This is a genomic window from Pseudomonas sp. V88_4, from assembly GCF_029967985.1.
Taxonomy (GTDB): domain Bacteria; phylum Pseudomonadota; class Gammaproteobacteria; order Pseudomonadales; family Pseudomonadaceae; genus Aquipseudomonas; species Aquipseudomonas glycinae.
Map to the genome: position 1 here is coordinate 105,438 of NZ_JASCAF010000002.1, position 15,678 is coordinate 121,115.

The following is a 15,678-nucleotide window of genomic DNA, read 5'->3' on the forward strand; positions in this document are numbered from 1 at the left end:
GCTGATTTTACATCAAGATTTCTGCCTATACATTCTGTAATGCGAGGTTTTCCGAAGATGGTTAGCGTCGGGTTACAGCGTGCTTTTTTCGATTGCGACCACTTCAGATTTGCATCAACTGTCCTACTTGATAGGAGGAATACTCTAAAAAACAACTACGCCTTAACCCACCGCCCCCGACCCCAACCACTCAACCAATCCACCCCCCACACCAAAATCAGCATAGCCAAAATCACCGTCCCCGCCTGCGCCTCCTGAAACAAACTCAAGCTCACATACAACATCTGCCCCAACCCCCCAGCCCCGACAAACCCCAGCACGCTGGCCATCCGAATATTGTTCTCCCACCGATACAAACAGTACGCCAGCAACTGCGGCGCCAGGTTCGGCAGCGTGCCGTAGCAGAACGCCAAAACCGGATTGCCCCCTTGCAATCGGATCGCATCCGCCGGTTCCGGCGGTGTGTTCTCCAGCGCTTCAGCAAACAACCGCCCCAGCACGCCCGTGGTGTGCAGGGCGAGGGCAAGTGTCCCGGCATTCGGCCCAAGCCCAGCCGCCAGCACCATCAACGCAGCCCACACCAATTCGGGTATGGCGCGCAGGGCATTGAGCAGCAGGCGCGCGGCACTCTGAAAAAACCAGCCAAACCGGCCAGCGGCGGGGAGCGCCAATAGCAAGCCCAGCACAGCGGCGAGCAGGGTGCCGAGGGCCGACATGGCAAGGGTTTCCATCGACCCGCGCAGGATGGCGCTCAGGTAATCGGCGCTGAGATCGGGGCTGAGAAATCGCGCCACATACAGGCCCATCTGTTTCAGGCTGGTAGCGCTGCCGAGTTCTTCAAGATCAAGGCCCAGGTAGGCAAATGAGGCGATGACGGCCGCGACGATGGCGAGAATCAGCACCGAATTGATCAGGCGTTTCATGCCAGCCTCCAGCGCAGCAGGCGGCTGAGTTGGTCGGCGCCGAGGACGAGGAGGAGGAAGGTGAGGAGCATGCTCGCGACTTCGCCGCCGGCGAACATGCGGATCGACAGGTCGATCTGTTGGCCGAGGCCGCCGGCGCCGACGAAGCCCATGACCACCGAGGCGCGGATGGCGCATTCCCAGCGGTAGACGGTGTAGGAGAGCAGTTCTGCGGCGACGTTGGGCAGTACGCCGTAGGCGAAACTGGCGAGGCGGCCGCTGCCGGCCTGGAGCAGGGCGTGGGCCGGGCGTTGGTCGGTGGATTCGTAGATTTCGGCGTAGACCTTGCCGAGCATGCCGCTGTAGGTGATGGCGATGGCCAGCACGCCCGCCGCCGGACCGAGGCCGACGGCCCGCACGAACAGCAGCGCCCAGACGATTTCCGGCACGCTGCGCAGGAAGATCAGCAAGCCGCGCACCGGCCAGCGCAGCAGCCGGCCCAACAGGCTCGGGCGGCCGCTGCGGGAGGCGGCGGTCAGCGACAGGGCGCGGCTGGCGAGCAGGCTGGCCGGCACTGCCAGCAGCAGGGCCAGGGCCATGCCGGCGGTGGCGATGGCCAGGGTTTGCAGGGTGGCTTTGAGCAGTAATTGCAGAAACTCGCGGTCATGGGCCGGTGGCCAGAACATCGACACGAAGCGGCCCATTTCGCTCTGGCTGTCGGCATGAAACAGCACGCCCAGATCCAGCTCACTGAGCTGAATGCCGGGCCAGAGCAAGGCAATCGCCAGCCCGGTCAGCAGCAACCGTGGCAGTGCGGCGGGGTCGCGGGTGTCGGCGCTCAGCATCGCGGAATCTGCACAATCAGTGGGGTGACGGCGGGCGCCGGGGATTGCAGTTGTTCGTTGGCGTAGAGGGTGTCGAGCATGTCGCGGCTGACTTGCGCGGACGGGCAATCGAACAGGATCTGCCCTTCGCGCAGACCGACGATGCGCGGGAAGTGCGCCAGCGCCAGTTCCACCGCGTGCAGGCTCGCCACCAGCGTGACGTTGTGCTCCCGGGCATGGCGCGACAGGATCGACAGCGTGTGCCCGGCCAGCACCGGATCCATCGCCGAGACCGGTTCGTCGGCCAGCAACACCTCCGGCGCCTGATACAGCACGCGGGCGATGCCGACCCGCTGCAATTGTCCGCCGGACAGTTGCTGGCATTGGCTGAAGAGTTTGTCCGCCAGATCCAGTTTTGCCAGGGCGGCGCGGGCGCCGGGCACGTCGAGCGGGTGCAGCAGGTTGATCAGGCTTTTGCCCAGGCTCCATTGGCCGAGTTTGCCGGCCAGCACCGCCGTCACCACCCGCTGCCGGGGCGGCAGGGGCGGCGCCTGATGCACCAGACCGATGCGCGCACGCAGGCGTTGCCGTTGGCGGGCGGACAAGTGCCAAGCGCGCTCGCCCAGCACTTCGATGTCGCCGCTGCTGGGTCGAATCGCGGTCGCCAGCAGGTTCAGCAGGCTGGATTTGCCGGCGCCGGACGGGCCGATGATCGCCACTTGCTCGCCGGCCTCGATCTGCAAATCCACGCCACGCAGAGCCTCCACGCCATTGGTGTGGTGCAGAAAAGCCTGTTTAAGGCGCAGCGTCATTTCAGCAAGTCGGCGGCGCGGGCGGCTTCCTCGATGCCTTTGTAATTGTCCGGGCTGGTTTCGATGAAGCGGCTGGCGGCTTGCAGGTCGAGGATTTTCTTGTGCTCGGGGTTGGCCGGGTCGAGGTCGAGGAAGGCTTTTTTGATCTTCGCGGCCAGCGCCGGGTCGAGGGTGCCGCGCACGGTCCAGTTGTAATCGAAGTAGGCTGGGGTAGTGGCGAAGACCTTGACCTTGTTGGTGTCGACCTTGCCGGCGTCCACCAGTTTCTGCCAGACGCTGGCGTTCAGCACACCGGCGTCGACCTTGCCGGCCTGCACCCAGGCGACGGTGGCGTCGTGGGCGCCGGAGTAGCCGACGCGGCTGAAATAGCTTTCCGGTTTGATGCCGTCCTTGAGCATGAAATAGCGCGGCATCAGGCTGCCGGAGGTGGACGACACGGAGCCGAAAGCGAATGTCTTGCCCTTGAGGTCGGCGAGGCTTTTGACGTTCGGGTCGGCGGTGATGAATTTGCTGGTGAACTGCGCATCTTGTTCACGCTGCACCAGCGGAATGACCTTTGGATCACTTTTCAACTGCGCCTGGACGAAAGTGAAGCCACCGAGCCAGGCCAGATCGAGACGGTTGGTGGCCAATGCTTCGACCACCGCCGGGTAGTCGGCCACCGGCACAAACTCGACTTTCATGTTCAGTTGCTTCTCCAGATAAGACCCCAGCGGCTCGAACTTGCGCAGCAGCTCGGTCGGGGCTTCATCGGGAATCGCGCTGACCTTCAACACCTCCGCGGCTTGCGCCAGCACGGCGGACAGGGACAGGGCCAAACCAGCGGTCAGTGCCAGGGTTCGCTTGAGCATGGAATTCTCCGTTTCGTGGGCATCAAGAGCAGTGCGCCGATGATGGGCAGTTATCGTCGGGTGCAACGTCAGGTTAGACGAAACGGCGCGATTGCGAGGGCTCAGTCAACCTGCGCAAACCGCTCCACCAGCCAATCAATGAACACCCGCACCCGATTGCTCAAATGCCGGTTTGGCGGATACAGCACATGAAACGGATACGCTGGCGGACGCCAATCCTCGAGGATCGGCACCAGTTCGCCGCGCTCGATGGCGGTCCTGACCGTGTAGCTGAAGGTGTGGATGATCCCCAGCCCGGCAAGCCCGGCCGCCAGGTGCGCGTTGCTCTCGTTGACGCTGATCAGACCTTTGCCTTCGATCTGATGGCGTTCGCCGTTGCGCTGGAAGTTCGACGGCAGGATGCGCCCGGTGGAGGCCGAGCGGTAGGCGATCAGCTGATGGCTGGCCAGGTCGAGCGGGTGGCTCGGAGTGCCGTGGCGTTGCAGATAGTCGGGTGTGGCGCAGGTGGTCCACGACACTTCGCCGAGGCGGCGCACGGCCAGGGTTTGTTCGGTCAGCGGGCCGCCGCGAATCACGCAGTCGACGCGCTCGCTGATCAAGTCCACCGGGCGGTCGCTGACGCCCAGGTCAATCTGGATGTCCGGATAGCGTTCGAAGAACTTCGGCAGTTCGGGGATCACCAGCATCGTCGCGGTCGAGCCGCCGATGTCCACGCGGATCTTGCCGCGCGGCAGCCCCTGGGCCTGGCTGAAGCCTTGATCGATGTCGTCCAGTTGATGCAGCAGTTGCTGGGTCAACTGGTAATAAGAGGCGCCGTCGGCGGTGACGGTGAGGCGGCGGGTGGTGCGTTGCAGCAAGCGTACGCCGAGGTGGTTTTCCAGTTGGCCGATCAGTTTGCTGACCGTGGTTTTCGGCAGGTTCAGCGAGTCGGCGGCTTTGGTGAACGAACCGCTTTCCACGACGCGGGCGAAGGTGCGGATCGCCATTAACTGATTCATCGGTTCGGGCTCGGGTGGGAAGAGTGGGCTGAGTATTGTGCATGTGTATGCACAAACAAAACCTATTTTGCGGATTTTTCAATTCAATCGATCGGCCTAAAGTCGCTTCCAACGGCTCACCTACGACCCGTCACCTACCTCGAAACGGTTACTGGAGATTCATCATGAGCAACAGACTTGAAGGCAAAATCGCACTGATCACTGGCGGCACCACCGGCATCGGCCTGGCTTCGGCGCAGGAATTCGTCGCCCAGGGCGCCACGGTATTTATCACTGGCCGTCGTCAGGCCGAACTGGACAAAGCGGTCGCCGCCATCGGCCCGCGAGCCATCGGCATCCAGGGCGATGTGGCGAAGCTGGAGGATCTGGATCGCATCTACAGCGAGATTTCCGCCAAGGCCGGGCACCTCGACATTCTGTTCGCCAACGCCGGCGGCGGGGACATGCTGCCGCTGGGCTCGATCACCGAAGAGCACTTCGACCGGATTTTCGACGCCAACGTGAAGGGCACGCTGTTCACCGTGCAGAAGGCCTTGCCGCTGCTGCGCGATGGCGCCTCGATTTTGCTGACCTCATCGACCACTTCGGTGCAGGGCACGGAGAACTTCAGCGTCTACAGCGCGAGTAAAGCGGCGGTGCGCAACTTCGCCCGGTCGTGGCTGCTGGATCTGAAACCACGGCGCATCCGCGTCAACGCCATCAGCCCTGGCCCGGTGCGCACGCCAGGTCTGGCAGGGCTGGTGCCGGCGGAACATACGCAGGGGCTGTTCGATCAACTGGCGTCGATCGTGCCGATCGGGCGTCTGGGCGAGCCGAGCGAGATTGCCAAGGCAGCGCTGTTCCTGGCTTCGGATGACAGCAGCTTCGTGAATGGCATCGAGTTGTTCGTCGACGGTGGCACCGCGCAGATCTGATTTAAGTCGCTTGATGCCCCGGCACTTGTTCAGTCGAGTGCCGGGGCATTTCCGTTTCTTCGTCCGGCGCGTTATCCCAGATCAGCCGTGGGTCGAAACTCATGGCCGAGAGCATGGTGAACACGACCACCAGGCCGAAAAACAGAATCCCTACGCGCGGCTCGATATCCCCCAGCGCCTGAAACTTCACCAGCGCCGCCACCAACGCAACCACCAGCACATCGAGCATCGACCAATAGCCGATCAGCTCGACGAAACGGTACAACTTCGAACGCTCCTTGCGCGCCCAATGGCTGTCCCGTTGCACGGTGACCAGCAGCAAGGTCAGGGCCACAAACTTCACCCCCGGCACCGCGATGCTGGCGACGAAGATGATGACGGCGATATCCCACGCACCGTGTTCCCAGAACTCCAGCACGCCGCTCATGATGGTGCTGTCGGCGCCACTGCCGAGCAGGGTGGTGTTCATCACCGGCAGCAGATTGGCCGGCACGTAAAACGCCAGCGCGGCGAACATGTAGGCCCAGGTGCGGGTCAGCGAGTTGGTCTTGCGCCGGTGCAGCGGCGCGTCGCAGCGCGGGCATTGATGGGGCTCGCCGGTCATGTCGCAGGCCAGCCCGCAGCTGTGGCACAGGCACAGGTTGAGTTCGCTGGCAGTCGGTGGTCGTTTCATAGGATGTCCCACAGTTCACGTACGTCGCGCCCGGCGATGCGGATCAGCAACAGGCTGAGCACGGCGAGCGCAAACAGGCCGATGCCGGGAATCACGTCGAGCATACCCGCCAGTTTGAACACCGCCACCATGGCACCGAGCAGGCAGACTTCGAGCATGCTCCACGGCCGCAAGGTTTCCAGCCAGCGCATGCACAGCTTGAACCCCGGTGAACGGCGCGAGGCGAGGGCGAAGCTCAAGACCCAAATCAACAGCACCAACTGAAAGGCCGGTGCGATGATGATCGAAATCGCCGCGACCATCGCCATGAAGGTGATCGGCCCCTGACTCAGGGCCAGCACCGAATCCCACAAGGTTGCGCTGTTTTTCAGGCCCTTCATGCTGATGCTCATCACCGGGTAGAAATTGGCGAACAGCCACAGCATCGCCGCGGTGAAACTCAGGGCCAGCCGTTGCTCCACGCTCAGGTTGTTGTAGCGCTGGAGCACGGCGCCGCAACGCACGCAGAGGGTCTTCTGGTGTCTGGCCAGCTCGACTTTTTCGTACACGCAGTCGCAATGCTCGCAGATGATCAGTTGATCGGTGCTGGCCATGGGGCGCTCGACGGGAGGAGGGCATGAACCCTTTCACTATAGAAGCGCTGGGGCATTCAACAACTGTCACCTTGCGAAACGCGCGTGGGGCGATGAAATCCAATCCGTCCTGGTAGCGGTTTTCCGGTCTTGTCAGAGCACCGGTTGCGTGGCGTCCTCTTCCGCAATGGCAGCCCGCACGCTGGGCCGCTCGGCGATGCGTGTCATGTAGTTCGCCAGCGCTGGCCAGTCTTCGATGGCGATCCTGAACGTCGGCAACCACTTCAGCACCGTGAACAGATAGGCATCCGCTACACCGAACGTCTGCATCAGAAAGGGCTGGGTGGCGAGGAGGCGGTTCAGGTAATCCAGACGCTTGAACAGTTTGTGTTTGAAGAGCGTTTTGGTGGTTTCCGGGATTTCGCTGCTGAACAACGGCGCGCTGCCCCCATGAATTTCCGAGCTGATGAAGTTCAGGTGTTCCTGCAAGCGCGAGCGCTCCCAGGTGCCATTGGCCGGGACCAGCGCATGACCGGGCACCAGGTCGGCGAGGTACTGCAGAATCGCCGGGCCTTCGGTCAGCACTTCACCGTTGTCCAGCATCAGTGCGGCCACGTAGCCCTTCGGGTTGATCTGGCGAAAGTCCCGGCCATCGGCGGTTTGCTTGGTCTGGTTGTTGACCCGGATCAGCTCGAACGGCAGCTCCAGTTCGCGCAACACGATGTGCGGGGACAGTGAACAGGTCATGGGGGCGAAGTACAGTTTCATGGCAGCTCCTTGCAAGTGAAGCCTCAGAATCGGCTATCGCCGCGGCGCTTCGCAAAGGACAAATCCAGTGCTAGCGTATGACAAAATCTCATGGACTGTAGAGGTCATATGCTCCCCCGACTGCCATCGCTCAACGGATTGAGAGCCTTCGAATGTGCGGCCCGGCACCTGAGTTTCACCCGTGCTGCCGAAGAACTGAACGTCACGCAAACCGCGATCAGCCATCAGATCCGTCGCCTCGAGGATGAACTCGGCGTGCGCCTGTTCTTGCGCTCGAAGGATGGGTTGGCGCTGACGGATGAGGGCAATGCGTATTTTCCCGGCGTGCGTTCGGCGTTTCTGGAGTTGCGCCATTCGACCGAGCGTTTGCTGGAGTCCAACGACCACAGCGTCCTGACCATCAGTACTTTGGTTTCGGTGGCGTCGAAATGGTTGTTGCCGCGTCTGCCGTCGTTTCACGAGGCGCATCCCGAGATCGATGTGCGAATCAGCGCCATGACCCGACTGGTGGACTTTCGCAAGGTCGGCGTTGACGCGGCGATCCGCTACGGCAACGGCGACTGGCCCGGACTGCGGGCTGACTGGTTGATGTCTGACGAGATCTTCCCGGTGTGCAGTCCGCGACTGCTGACCGGCGACAAGCCTCTGAAGACGCCGGCGGATCTGGCTCATCACCCTTTGCTGCAAGTCAGCGGCCTGACCGCCAATGACTGGAATGACTGGCTGCGCGCGGCAGGCCTGCCACCGCTGACGGCCAAAGGCCCGCGTCTGACGTTCGATCTGGCAATGATGGCCGTGCAGACCGCGATTGACGGGCAAGGCGTGTGCATCGGGCGTTCGACCTACGTCGATGACGATTTGCGCGCCGGGAGGCTGGTGGCCCCTTTTGATCTGCGGCTGAAGTCCAGCTCGGGTTTCTACTTTGTCACGCCCCAGGAAAATGCCGAGTCGAAAAAGATCGTGGCATTCCGGCAATGGCTGTCAGAAGTGCTGTGAGTTGTATGCGCGTGTATCCATCCCGTCGCCGTACACAAACGGGTAACAAACCCCGACCTCAGGACACATCCCGAGTACATGCCCCGCTCAAAGTAGTGGCCAACCCATCACTACTTCCAAGAGGGCAACACCATGCGCCGCACACTTCTGATGACCGCTGCCGCCGTATTCGTTTCGCTGACCGGCCTCGCCCACGCGGCTGACACCCCATCCGCCGCCCCGGCGAAGAGCTGGCAGCAGGGCCTGAGCCGTACTGATCTGGTTCGTCAGGATCTGGGTGCTGCGGATCGCGAGGTGATCCAGGCCCGTGTCGATTTTGAACCGGGCGTCACCTCGCCCAACCATGCGCATCCGGGTGTGGAAGTGGCTTACGTAATCAGCGGCACGTTCGAATACCGGCTTGAGGGTCAGGCTCCGGTGACGCTGAAGGCGGGGGATTCGCTGTTCATCCCGGCAGGCGTGGCGCATATCGCGAAGAATGTCGGCAACGAGAAGGGCTCGGAACTGGCGACTTACATTGTGAAGAAGGGCGAGCCATTGTTGATTCTCAAGCAGTAACGCTCCGCGAAAACGAAGAAGGCCTGCCGGTGTGGCAGGCCTTTTTGCGTCCGCTGTTCAGCGTATCAGTGGGCGTACACCGGGTAGTCGGTATAGCCACGCTGATCGCCGCCAAAGAATGTGCTCGGGTCCGGTGCGTTGAGCGTCAGGCCTTCGCGGATTCGTCGCGGCAGATCGGGGTTGGCCAGAAACGGTCGGCCGAACGCGATGATGTCGGCGCGACCGTCGGCCAGCGCTCGTTCCGCCGACTCGGGGTCGTAGCCGCCGGCGATCATCAGCACGCCACCCCACGCATCACGCAACTGAGCGATGATCGCGTCCCAGCGCGGGTCGAAATTTTCGTCCTTGACGGTGCCGACCACGGCCGGCTCGACCAGGTGCAGGTAGGCCAGCTTCCAGCGGTTCAACGAGCGCACGATGTAGCCGAATGTGGCCTCCGGCGATTCATCGCCCATGCCCATGAAACGGCCCATGGGTGTCAGGCGCACGCCGACACGGTCGGCACCGACTTCGTCGACCACGGCCGCCACCACTTCGAGTAACAGGCGCGCACGATTTTCCGGGGTGCCGCCATAACCGTCAGTGCGCTGGTTGCTGTTGCTGTTGATGAACTGGTCCAGCAGATAGCCGTTGCCGGCATGAATTTCCACGCCATCCATCCCGGCTTTCAGCGCATTGCGTGCGGCGCGGCGGTAGTCGCTGATGATGTCGGCGATCTCCGACGTTTGCAGTGCGCGCGGCACTGGCACGTCGCCCCAGACACCGTTGCCCTCGGCATCGACGATGAAAGTCTTGCCCGGTACAGGCAATGCGCTCGGCGCCACCGGCAGTGCGTTGTCCGGTTGAAAGCTTGGGTGCGATACGCGGCCCACATGCCAGAGCTGCATGAAGATCAAGCCGCCGGCCTCGTGTACCTGGCGGCTGACTTCGCGCCAGGCTTGCACCTGTTCATCGTTGTAGATGCCGGGCGTCCACGCATAACCCTGACCCTGACGGGAAATCTGCGTGGCCTCGGTGATGATCAGCGCGGCGCTCGCCCGCTGGCGGTAGTACTCGGCGTTCATGGACGTCGGGATGTCGCCCGGTTGCCCGGCACGGGAGCGGGTCAACGGCGCCATCGCCACCCGGTGAGGAAGTGTGTAGGGGCCGAGGGCAATCGGGCGGAACAGTTGTTGTGTCATGTGGGTTCTCCAGTCTTCGAAAAGGTCGGTGGACGGTGTCGGGCGTTGGGGCCGGCACCGGATGGCCCTACGTTAAGCGGCTGTCCGGCGCTTGATAATCCACACGCGACGCCACGCTGCATTGCGTGAAATGCAACGTGGCGCGGTTCAGGAAGGCTGCTGCGAGCGGGTCAGGGGCAGGTTCAGCCAGCGTCGTCCGGTGGCGTTCGCTACGGCGTTGCCGATGGCAGCCGCCATGGGACCCTGGACGATTTCGGCGGCACCAAGAAACGGTTGCCCCGGCTGGTCGAGCAGGTGAACGTCGACCTTTTTGGGTACTTGCGAGAAACGCAGGATCGGGTAGCCGCTCCAGTCGTAGCTGCGGATCCCGCCGGCGTCATAGGCGACCTTTTCATACAGCGTCCAGCTGGTGGACTGCACGATCCCGCCCTCGACCTGGTTGCGCAGGCCGTCGGGACTGACGATCTGGCCCACGTCCACTGCGGTGACGACGTGATCGATCTGCACTTCGCCGGTCTGCGGATGCACCCGCAAACGCACGGCAATGGCGCAGTAACCCATGATGTTTTTGTAACGCGCGAAGGCGAAGCCAAGGCCTGCGCCGGGGTCGCTGCTTTTGTGCGGCCAGTCGATTGCATCGCGCACCCGTTCCACCACCGCCCGCGCCCGAGGATCGGTCAGGTGCGCCAGACGCAGGGCAACCGGATCGACTGCGGCCTTGGCGGCCAGCTCGTCGATGCAGGCTTCGATGGCGAAGACGTTGATGTGGGCGCCCAGCGAGCGCATGGCCGAGGTGCGGAACGGCATTTCGGTGACGAAGTTCATGTCGATCCGCGAAGAGGCCACGGTGTACAGCGGCACCGCGTTGCGATCGCCGTCGCCTTCGGGCTGAGCGATCGGCACCGACGGTGCGGAGGCGAACGGCCGGGCCAGCAGGCGTGCGGGCAGCAAGCGCCCGGCGTTGACGATGCGTTCGTTGTGCGGCGTGGTCCACAGCTCGTAGTTCCAGTCCTGCAGCCGACCCTGTGCGTCAAGGTTGGCTTGCACCTCGGTGACCATCGCCGAGCTGTACGGCTCCCAAAGGTTTTCCTGCTCGCGCATCCATTGCACCCGCACCGGCGTGCCCGGTACGCGCATGGCAATCAACGCTGCGTCGGCCGCGGCATCGTCTGCGCCGTTGTGGCCATAGCAGCCGGAACCTTCGGTGTGGATGCAGCGCACACGCTCGGGCGGCAGCCGCAGCATTTCGGCGATCCCGGCACGTAGCGGATACACGCCCTGGGTGTGGGTCCAGACGGTGAGGGTGCCGTCCTTGAACCAGGCTACGGCGCAGGAAGGGCCGATCGAGCCATGCATCAGGTATTGCTTGGTCACCCGGGCGCGGTATTGGTTGTCGGTCTTGCCTTGCGGCGTGCCTTCATGGCTGATCGGATAACGCCGTGAAGGCAGACGTTCGAGCAAGGTGTGGATGTCGCGCGATTCGGGAATCGCCTGTCCGCCGCTCCAGCGCGCCGATGCGTATCCGTGGCGCATGGCTTTGATCGCTTGCCATTCGTCCCGCGCCACCACGGCCAGATAATTGCCGTCGCGAATCACCTGCACCACCCCGGACAGGGCCTTGATCGATTCAATATCGATGGCGTCCAGCGTGCAGCCGGGACGCGGCGGGCGGATGACCCGGGCGTGCAGCATGTCCGGCAGGCGAATGTCCTGCACGAACGCGGCGCCCCCGCTGACTTTGCCCGGAATGTCCAGGCGTGGCAGCGAATGGCCGATGAGCTTGAATGACGCCGGTGGCATCGAGGGCGATGCGGATTTTGCGTAGCGGTGCAGATCGACCTGCTGCACGGCGTCGGCGTAGGACATGCGTTGCCCGGTCGGGCCGAGAATGATGCCGTCCCGTGTCGTCAACAGTGCCGGCGCAACGTTCCAGCTGCGCCCGGCCGCTTCCAGCAGCATCTCGCGCACTTGTGCCGCCGCGTTGAACAGCGCGGTGCCGCTGTCGAAAATCGTGTGGCTGCCAGCGGTGTAGCCTTCGTTCGGCGTCAGTGCGGTGTCGGCGGTGAGCAGGTTGATCGCGGTCGGGGCGACCTCCAGGCGTTCAGCGGCAATTTGCAGCAACGCGGTTTTGACCCCGGTGCCCAGTTCCACCTTGCCGGTGTAGACGGTGATGCCGTCAGGGCCGACGCGGATCCAGGCATCGAGCCAGGGATTGGTGCGCAGGCTGCCGGGCAGGTCCGGTGCCAGCACGACAGTGCCCAAAGTATCGACTTCGGTGTCGGCCAGGGCGCGGCGCGAGACCGGTACCAGCGCGAACGCCACCAGCAGGGCTCCCCCACGCAGGAACGCACGGCGACTGTGATCGACCTCATTGATCGTCGTCATAGCGCGCTCCCGTTTTGCCGGGCGACAAGGTTGATCGCCTCGATGATGCGCAAGTGCGTGCCGCAGCGGCACAGGTTCACGGACATGTGTTCGCGAATGGTCTGTTCGTCGGGCTGCGGATTGCTTTCCAGCAGAGACTGCGCACGCATCAACATGCCGGCGATGCAGTAACCGCATTGAGCGGCCTGCCTGTCGATGAACGCTTGCTGCAGGGCGCCGGGGTGTTCGGCGGTTCCCAGGCTCTCGACCGTCCGCACCTTTTTACCTTCGAGGCCGGCGCAGGGTGTCAGGCAGGAAAACACCGGTTGGTCATCGACGATGACGGTGCAGGCACCGCATTGGCCCAGACCACAGCCGTACTTGGCGCCGTTCAGGCCCAGGTGATTGCGCAGCGCATAGAGCAGCGGCATGTCGGGTTCCAGCTCGAGAGCCTGGGTGGATCCGTTGACGTTGAGGGTGATCTGAGTCATTTCGTCTCCTGACGCAGCGTTTGGAGGGTGGCAGGAAGGTCGGTCCAGGGTTGGTCGGGTCTGGCCTGATGGCGCAGGTATACGGCCAGGGCATTGAGTTGGGCATTGTCGAGACTGGCGGCGAACGAGGGCATCACCGGCCCCGGCTGGCCGGACTCTGCCGGTATGCCTTCGAGTATGGTTTTCACGAAGTTGCGCGGGCTTGAGGCTTGCAGCGCTGACGTCTGATCCAATGACGGACGCCCGTCGATTTCACGCATCGGCGCGCCTTGGGCATGGCAGCCGGCGCAGGCACTGGCGAACAGCTGCGCGCCAGAGGATCGATCCGCAGGTTCAGCGCTGGCGCTCGGGATCTCGTTGATCGCGATTTTCGCCGGCAGACTCAGCAGGTACTCGGCAATCGCCTGTGCATCTTCTGCGGGCAAGCGCGCCAGACCAAGACTGACCGGGCGCATCGGGCCCGCCGCCGTGCCGTGTCCGTCGACCACTTCGGCCCGCAGGTAACTCACCAATTGTTCGCTGCTCCACGGGTTTGCCCGGTGCGCCATGCCCAGCAGTGACGGCGCGTCCCAGCCATCCACGCTGCCGCCGGCCAGGTTTTCGCCGGATTTCTCGGCACCGATCAGGTTCAACGGCGAATGACAGCCCGCGCAGTGACCGGGCCCCTCGACCAGGTAACGTCCGCGATTCCACGCCTGCGATTGCTGCGCCACCGGCGTCAGCGGCTTCCCATGCAGGAACAGCAGGTTCCAGAACGACACCAGTGGACGGATGTTCATCGGGAAGTTCATGCGGTTCTGTTGTGGCGGCGAGTCCACCGCCGGGCCGCTCATCAGGTACGCATAGGCGTCGGCAATGTCGTCTTGGTTCATGCGCCGGTAATGAACGTAAGGGAAGGCCGGGTACAGGAAGTGGCCGTCGCGGGAGATCCCTTCACGCATGGCCCGCTCGAAGGCCGGCAACGACCATTGGCCGATGCCGGTCTGTGGATCCGGTGTGATGTTGGTGCTGTAGAGGGTGCCGAACGGCGTCACCAGCGGCAGTCCACCGGCCAGGTATTGGCCACCGGGTCGCGTGTGACACACCGCACAGTCGCCAGCCTCGACAACGCGCGCGCCGCGTTGCAGTTGCACGGAGTCGAAGGTCAGCGGGCGCTCAATGGGTGCAATTGCCGGACGCCACATCAGCGCCAGGGCCGCGATTGCCCCGATCGACGCGAGTGCTGCTGCGCTGATCCACAGCGCTCTGGATCTCATGAAATGGCCGTTCATGAGCGGTTGCCCAAGAGGCACGCGGTGGGCGTGAGGGACGGATTTGGCATCTTCGACAACTCCTTGAACGACCGGGGAAGGGCGCCGATGTAAAGCCCTGCGCCAGGTGCCCAAGGGTAGAGAAGGTGCATCCGTCCGAGTATTGCCAGACCGCGCAATAGCACGTTGCGCCAAGTGCAACGCCGGGGGTCGTTGCATTTGGCGCATCACTCAATTGCCTTTGGGATGGATACTCGAAGGCCGAAGCAGCCCTTAGCCTTGGCGTCACTTTTCCAAACTCATTGAGGTGTCATCATGCTTACGGGCAATCCGGCGGCGGCCAAGGCCGAACCATCCGCTTCTCTTTCCGGCCTGATGGTCGCGTTCCTGGCATTCTGCTGCGGCGCGGTCGTTGCCAACCTTTATTACGCTCAGCCGATCGTCGAACTGATCGCGCCGCAGATCGGCCTGTCCAGCGCCAATGCCAGCCTGATCGTTTCCCTCACGCAGTTCGGTTATGCGCTGGGCCTGCTGTTGCTGGTGCCGCTGGCCGACCTGATGGAAAACCGCCGGCTGGTGGTGGGCTTTACCCTGGCGGCGAGCGTGACCCTGTTGTGCGCCGGTCTGACGCACTCGCCGTCGATGTTCCTGGTCCTGTCATTGCTGATCGGCCTGACTTCGGTGGCGGTGCAGATTCTGGTGCCGTTGGCCGCGCATCTGGCGCCCGAGGCAACCCGTGGGCGGGTGGTGGGCAACATCATGAGTGGCCTGTTGCTGGGCATTCTGCTGTCGCGACCACTGTCGAGTCTGCTGGTGGAAGTGTTCGGCTGGCGCGGGGTGTTTTTCAGCGCGGCGGCACTGATGGCCGTCATCGCCTTGATCACGACGATTGCCTTGCCGCGCCGCGTCCCGACCCATCAGGCGACGTATGTGGCGCTGATCGGCTCGGTGTTTGCGCTGGCCCGTCGGCACGCGGTTCTGCGTCAGCGTTCGCTGTATCAGGGCTTGCTGTTCGCCAGTTTCAGCCTGTTCTGGACCCTCGCACCGATCGAGCTGATGCGGCACCACGGTTTCAGTCAGGCACAGGTGGCGATTTTTGCCCTGGTCGGCGCTGTCGGCGCGGTCGCAGCGCCGATTGCCGGGCGCTTGGCCGATGCCGGGCACGGTCGGCGCGGGACGCTCGTGGCACTGTTGCTGGCGCCAGCCTCCTTGCTGATCGCCGCGCTGCCGGGCAGCGGCTATGTCTGGCTGGTGGTGTGCGCGGTGCTGCTGGACTTTGCCGTGCAACTGAACATGGTGCTGGGCCAGCGCGAGGTGTACGCCATCGATCCGCACAGCCGGGCCCGCCTGAATGCCGTGTACATGACCAGCATCTTCATTGGCGGCGCCCTGGGATCGTTGGTCGCCAGTCCGCTCTACGAGCATTTTGGCTGGAACCTGTCCGCCGTGACCGTGGCGTTGCTGCCGGCGCTGGCACTGGCGCTGTTCCTGAGTCGCAAGGCCGATGCCTGAACCTCAGGCACC

General features: G+C 63.3%; 16 protein-coding genes. 4 read left to right on the plus strand and 12 right to left on the minus strand.

What is annotated here, in order from left to right; all coding sequences use genetic code 11:
* Positions 1-155: 155 nt before the first annotated feature.
* The 5 genes from phnE to QLG12_RS03160 form a co-directional block, all read right to left on the minus strand.
* Positions 156-923 (minus strand): phosphonate ABC transporter, permease protein PhnE, encoded by a 768-nt coding sequence (gene phnE, locus QLG12_RS03140; RefSeq protein WP_282473882.1) that lies wholly within the window; start codon positions 921-923, stop codon positions 156-158.
* Positions 920-1,747: an ABC transporter permease gene (locus tag QLG12_RS03145; RefSeq protein ID WP_085747402.1), complete on the minus strand. Its 828-nt coding sequence runs from the start codon at positions 1,745-1,747 to the stop codon at positions 920-922. The genes phnE and QLG12_RS03145 overlap by 4 nt, the downstream gene beginning before the upstream one ends.
* Positions 1,741-2,538: an ATP-binding cassette domain-containing protein gene (locus QLG12_RS03150; protein WP_282473883.1), complete on the minus strand. Its 798-nt coding sequence runs from the start codon at positions 2,536-2,538 to the stop codon at positions 1,741-1,743. Before QLG12_RS03150 ends, QLG12_RS03145 begins: the two co-directional genes overlap by 7 nt.
* Positions 2,535-3,389, minus strand: a complete 855-nt coding sequence (locus QLG12_RS03155) for a putative selenate ABC transporter substrate-binding protein (protein ID WP_102718319.1) — start codon at positions 3,387-3,389, stop codon at positions 2,535-2,537. Before QLG12_RS03155 ends, QLG12_RS03150 begins: the two co-directional genes overlap by 4 nt.
* A 101-nt stretch (positions 3,390-3,490) precedes the next feature.
* Positions 3,491-4,387, minus strand: a complete 897-nt coding sequence (locus QLG12_RS03160) for a LysR family transcriptional regulator (RefSeq protein ID WP_085747398.1) — start codon at positions 4,385-4,387, stop codon at positions 3,491-3,493.
* A 164-nt stretch (positions 4,388-4,551) separates the two neighbouring features.
* Here QLG12_RS03160 and QLG12_RS03165 point away from each other — a divergent pair, with 164 nt between their 5' ends.
* Positions 4,552-5,301, plus strand: coding sequence for a glucose 1-dehydrogenase (locus QLG12_RS03165; protein ID WP_011333861.1), 750 nt, complete (start codon positions 4,552-4,554; stop codon positions 5,299-5,301).
* Position 5,302: 1 nt separating this feature from the next.
* Here the strand turns inward: QLG12_RS03165 and QLG12_RS03170 are convergent, their stop codons facing one another.
* The 3 genes from QLG12_RS03170 to gstA form a co-directional block, all read right to left on the minus strand.
* Positions 5,303-5,974, minus strand: a complete 672-nt coding sequence (locus tag QLG12_RS03170; protein ID WP_282473884.1) for a paraquat-inducible protein A — start codon at positions 5,972-5,974, stop codon at positions 5,303-5,305.
* Positions 5,971-6,567 (minus strand): paraquat-inducible protein A, encoded by a 597-nt coding sequence (locus QLG12_RS03175; RefSeq protein WP_282473885.1) that lies wholly within the window; start codon positions 6,565-6,567, stop codon positions 5,971-5,973. Before QLG12_RS03175 ends, QLG12_RS03170 begins: the two co-directional genes overlap by 4 nt.
* Positions 6,568-6,699: 132 nt before the next feature.
* Positions 6,700-7,314, minus strand: coding sequence for a glutathione transferase GstA (gene gstA, locus QLG12_RS03180; RefSeq protein WP_282473886.1), 615 nt, complete (start codon positions 7,312-7,314; stop codon positions 6,700-6,702).
* 108 nt (positions 7,315-7,422) lie between these two features.
* On the opposite strand from gstA, the gene QLG12_RS03185 reads away from it, so the two are divergent.
* Both QLG12_RS03185 and QLG12_RS03190 read left to right on the plus strand, forming a co-directional pair.
* Positions 7,423-8,310 carry a transcriptional regulator GcvA gene (locus QLG12_RS03185; protein WP_282473887.1) on the plus strand — a complete coding sequence of 296 codons (888 nt, stop codon included), beginning with the start codon at positions 7,423-7,425 and terminating at the stop codon, positions 8,308-8,310.
* A 132-nt stretch (positions 8,311-8,442) separates the two neighbouring features.
* Entirely contained in the window at positions 8,443-8,868 is a 426-nt protein-coding gene (locus QLG12_RS03190; RefSeq protein WP_282473888.1) for a cupin domain-containing protein, read from the plus strand.
* 65 nt (positions 8,869-8,933) lie between these two features.
* Here the strand turns inward: QLG12_RS03190 and QLG12_RS03195 are convergent, their stop codons facing one another.
* From QLG12_RS03195 to QLG12_RS03210, 4 genes are all read right to left on the minus strand, one after another.
* Positions 8,934-10,049 carry an alkene reductase gene (locus QLG12_RS03195; protein WP_282473889.1) on the minus strand — a complete coding sequence of 372 codons (1,116 nt, stop codon included), beginning with the start codon at positions 10,047-10,049 and terminating at the stop codon, positions 8,934-8,936.
* Positions 10,050-10,196: 147 nt separating this feature from the next.
* The gene (locus QLG12_RS03200) at positions 10,197-12,434 is read right to left on the minus strand and encodes a molybdopterin cofactor-binding domain-containing protein (protein ID WP_282473890.1); all 2,238 of its coding nucleotides are present in this window, start codon (positions 12,432-12,434) and stop codon (positions 10,197-10,199) included.
* Positions 12,431-12,904 (minus strand): (2Fe-2S)-binding protein, encoded by a 474-nt coding sequence (locus tag QLG12_RS03205; protein WP_282473891.1) that lies wholly within the window; start codon positions 12,902-12,904, stop codon positions 12,431-12,433. The genes QLG12_RS03200 and QLG12_RS03205 overlap by 4 nt, the downstream gene beginning before the upstream one ends.
* On the minus strand, positions 12,901-14,160 hold the full coding sequence (locus tag QLG12_RS03210) for a c-type cytochrome (RefSeq protein ID WP_282473892.1): 1,260 nt from the start codon (positions 14,158-14,160) through the stop codon (positions 12,901-12,903). Before QLG12_RS03210 ends, QLG12_RS03205 begins: the two co-directional genes overlap by 4 nt.
* 309 nt (positions 14,161-14,469) lie before the next feature.
* On the opposite strand from QLG12_RS03210, the gene QLG12_RS03215 reads away from it, so the two are divergent.
* Positions 14,470-15,666, plus strand: a complete 1,197-nt coding sequence (locus QLG12_RS03215) for an MFS transporter (protein ID WP_197868291.1) — start codon at positions 14,470-14,472, stop codon at positions 15,664-15,666.
* Positions 15,667-15,678: the final 12 nt, after the last annotated feature.

Coding starts and splice junctions, on each gene's coding strand:
- phnE (WP_282473882.1), bottom strand. CDS start 923: ATGAAACGCCTGATCAATTCGGTGCTGATTCTCGCCATCGTCGCGGCC.
- QLG12_RS03145 (WP_085747402.1), bottom strand. CDS start 1,747: ATGCTGAGCGCCGACACCCGCGACCCCGCCGCACTGCCACGGTTGCTG.
- QLG12_RS03150 (WP_282473883.1), bottom strand. CDS start 2,538: ATGACGCTGCGCCTTAAACAGGCTTTTCTGCACCACACCAATGGCGTG.
- QLG12_RS03155 (WP_102718319.1), bottom strand. CDS start 3,389: ATGCTCAAGCGAACCCTGGCACTGACCGCTGGTTTGGCCCTGTCCCTG.
- QLG12_RS03160 (WP_085747398.1), bottom strand. CDS start 4,387: ATGAATCAGTTAATGGCGATCCGCACCTTCGCCCGCGTCGTGGAAAGC.
- QLG12_RS03165 (WP_011333861.1), top strand. CDS start 4,552: ATGAGCAACAGACTTGAAGGCAAAATCGCACTGATCACTGGCGGCACC.
- QLG12_RS03170 (WP_282473884.1), bottom strand. CDS start 5,974: ATGAAACGACCACCGACTGCCAGCGAACTCAACCTGTGCCTGTGCCAC.
- QLG12_RS03175 (WP_282473885.1), bottom strand. CDS start 6,567: ATGGCCAGCACCGATCAACTGATCATCTGCGAGCATTGCGACTGCGTG.
- gstA (WP_282473886.1), bottom strand. CDS start 7,314: ATGAAACTGTACTTCGCCCCCATGACCTGTTCACTGTCCCCGCACATC.
- QLG12_RS03185 (WP_282473887.1), top strand. CDS start 7,423: ATGCTCCCCCGACTGCCATCGCTCAACGGATTGAGAGCCTTCGAATGT.
- QLG12_RS03190 (WP_282473888.1), top strand. CDS start 8,443: ATGCGCCGCACACTTCTGATGACCGCTGCCGCCGTATTCGTTTCGCTG.
- QLG12_RS03195 (WP_282473889.1), bottom strand. CDS start 10,049: ATGACACAACAACTGTTCCGCCCGATTGCCCTCGGCCCCTACACACTT.
- QLG12_RS03200 (WP_282473890.1), bottom strand. CDS start 12,434: ATGACGACGATCAATGAGGTCGATCACAGTCGCCGTGCGTTCCTGCGT.
- QLG12_RS03205 (WP_282473891.1), bottom strand. CDS start 12,904: ATGACTCAGATCACCCTCAACGTCAACGGATCCACCCAGGCTCTCGAG.
- QLG12_RS03210 (WP_282473892.1), bottom strand. CDS start 14,160: ATGAGATCCAGAGCGCTGTGGATCAGCGCAGCAGCACTCGCGTCGATC.
- QLG12_RS03215 (WP_197868291.1), top strand. CDS start 14,470: ATGCTTACGGGCAATCCGGCGGCGGCCAAGGCCGAACCATCCGCTTCT.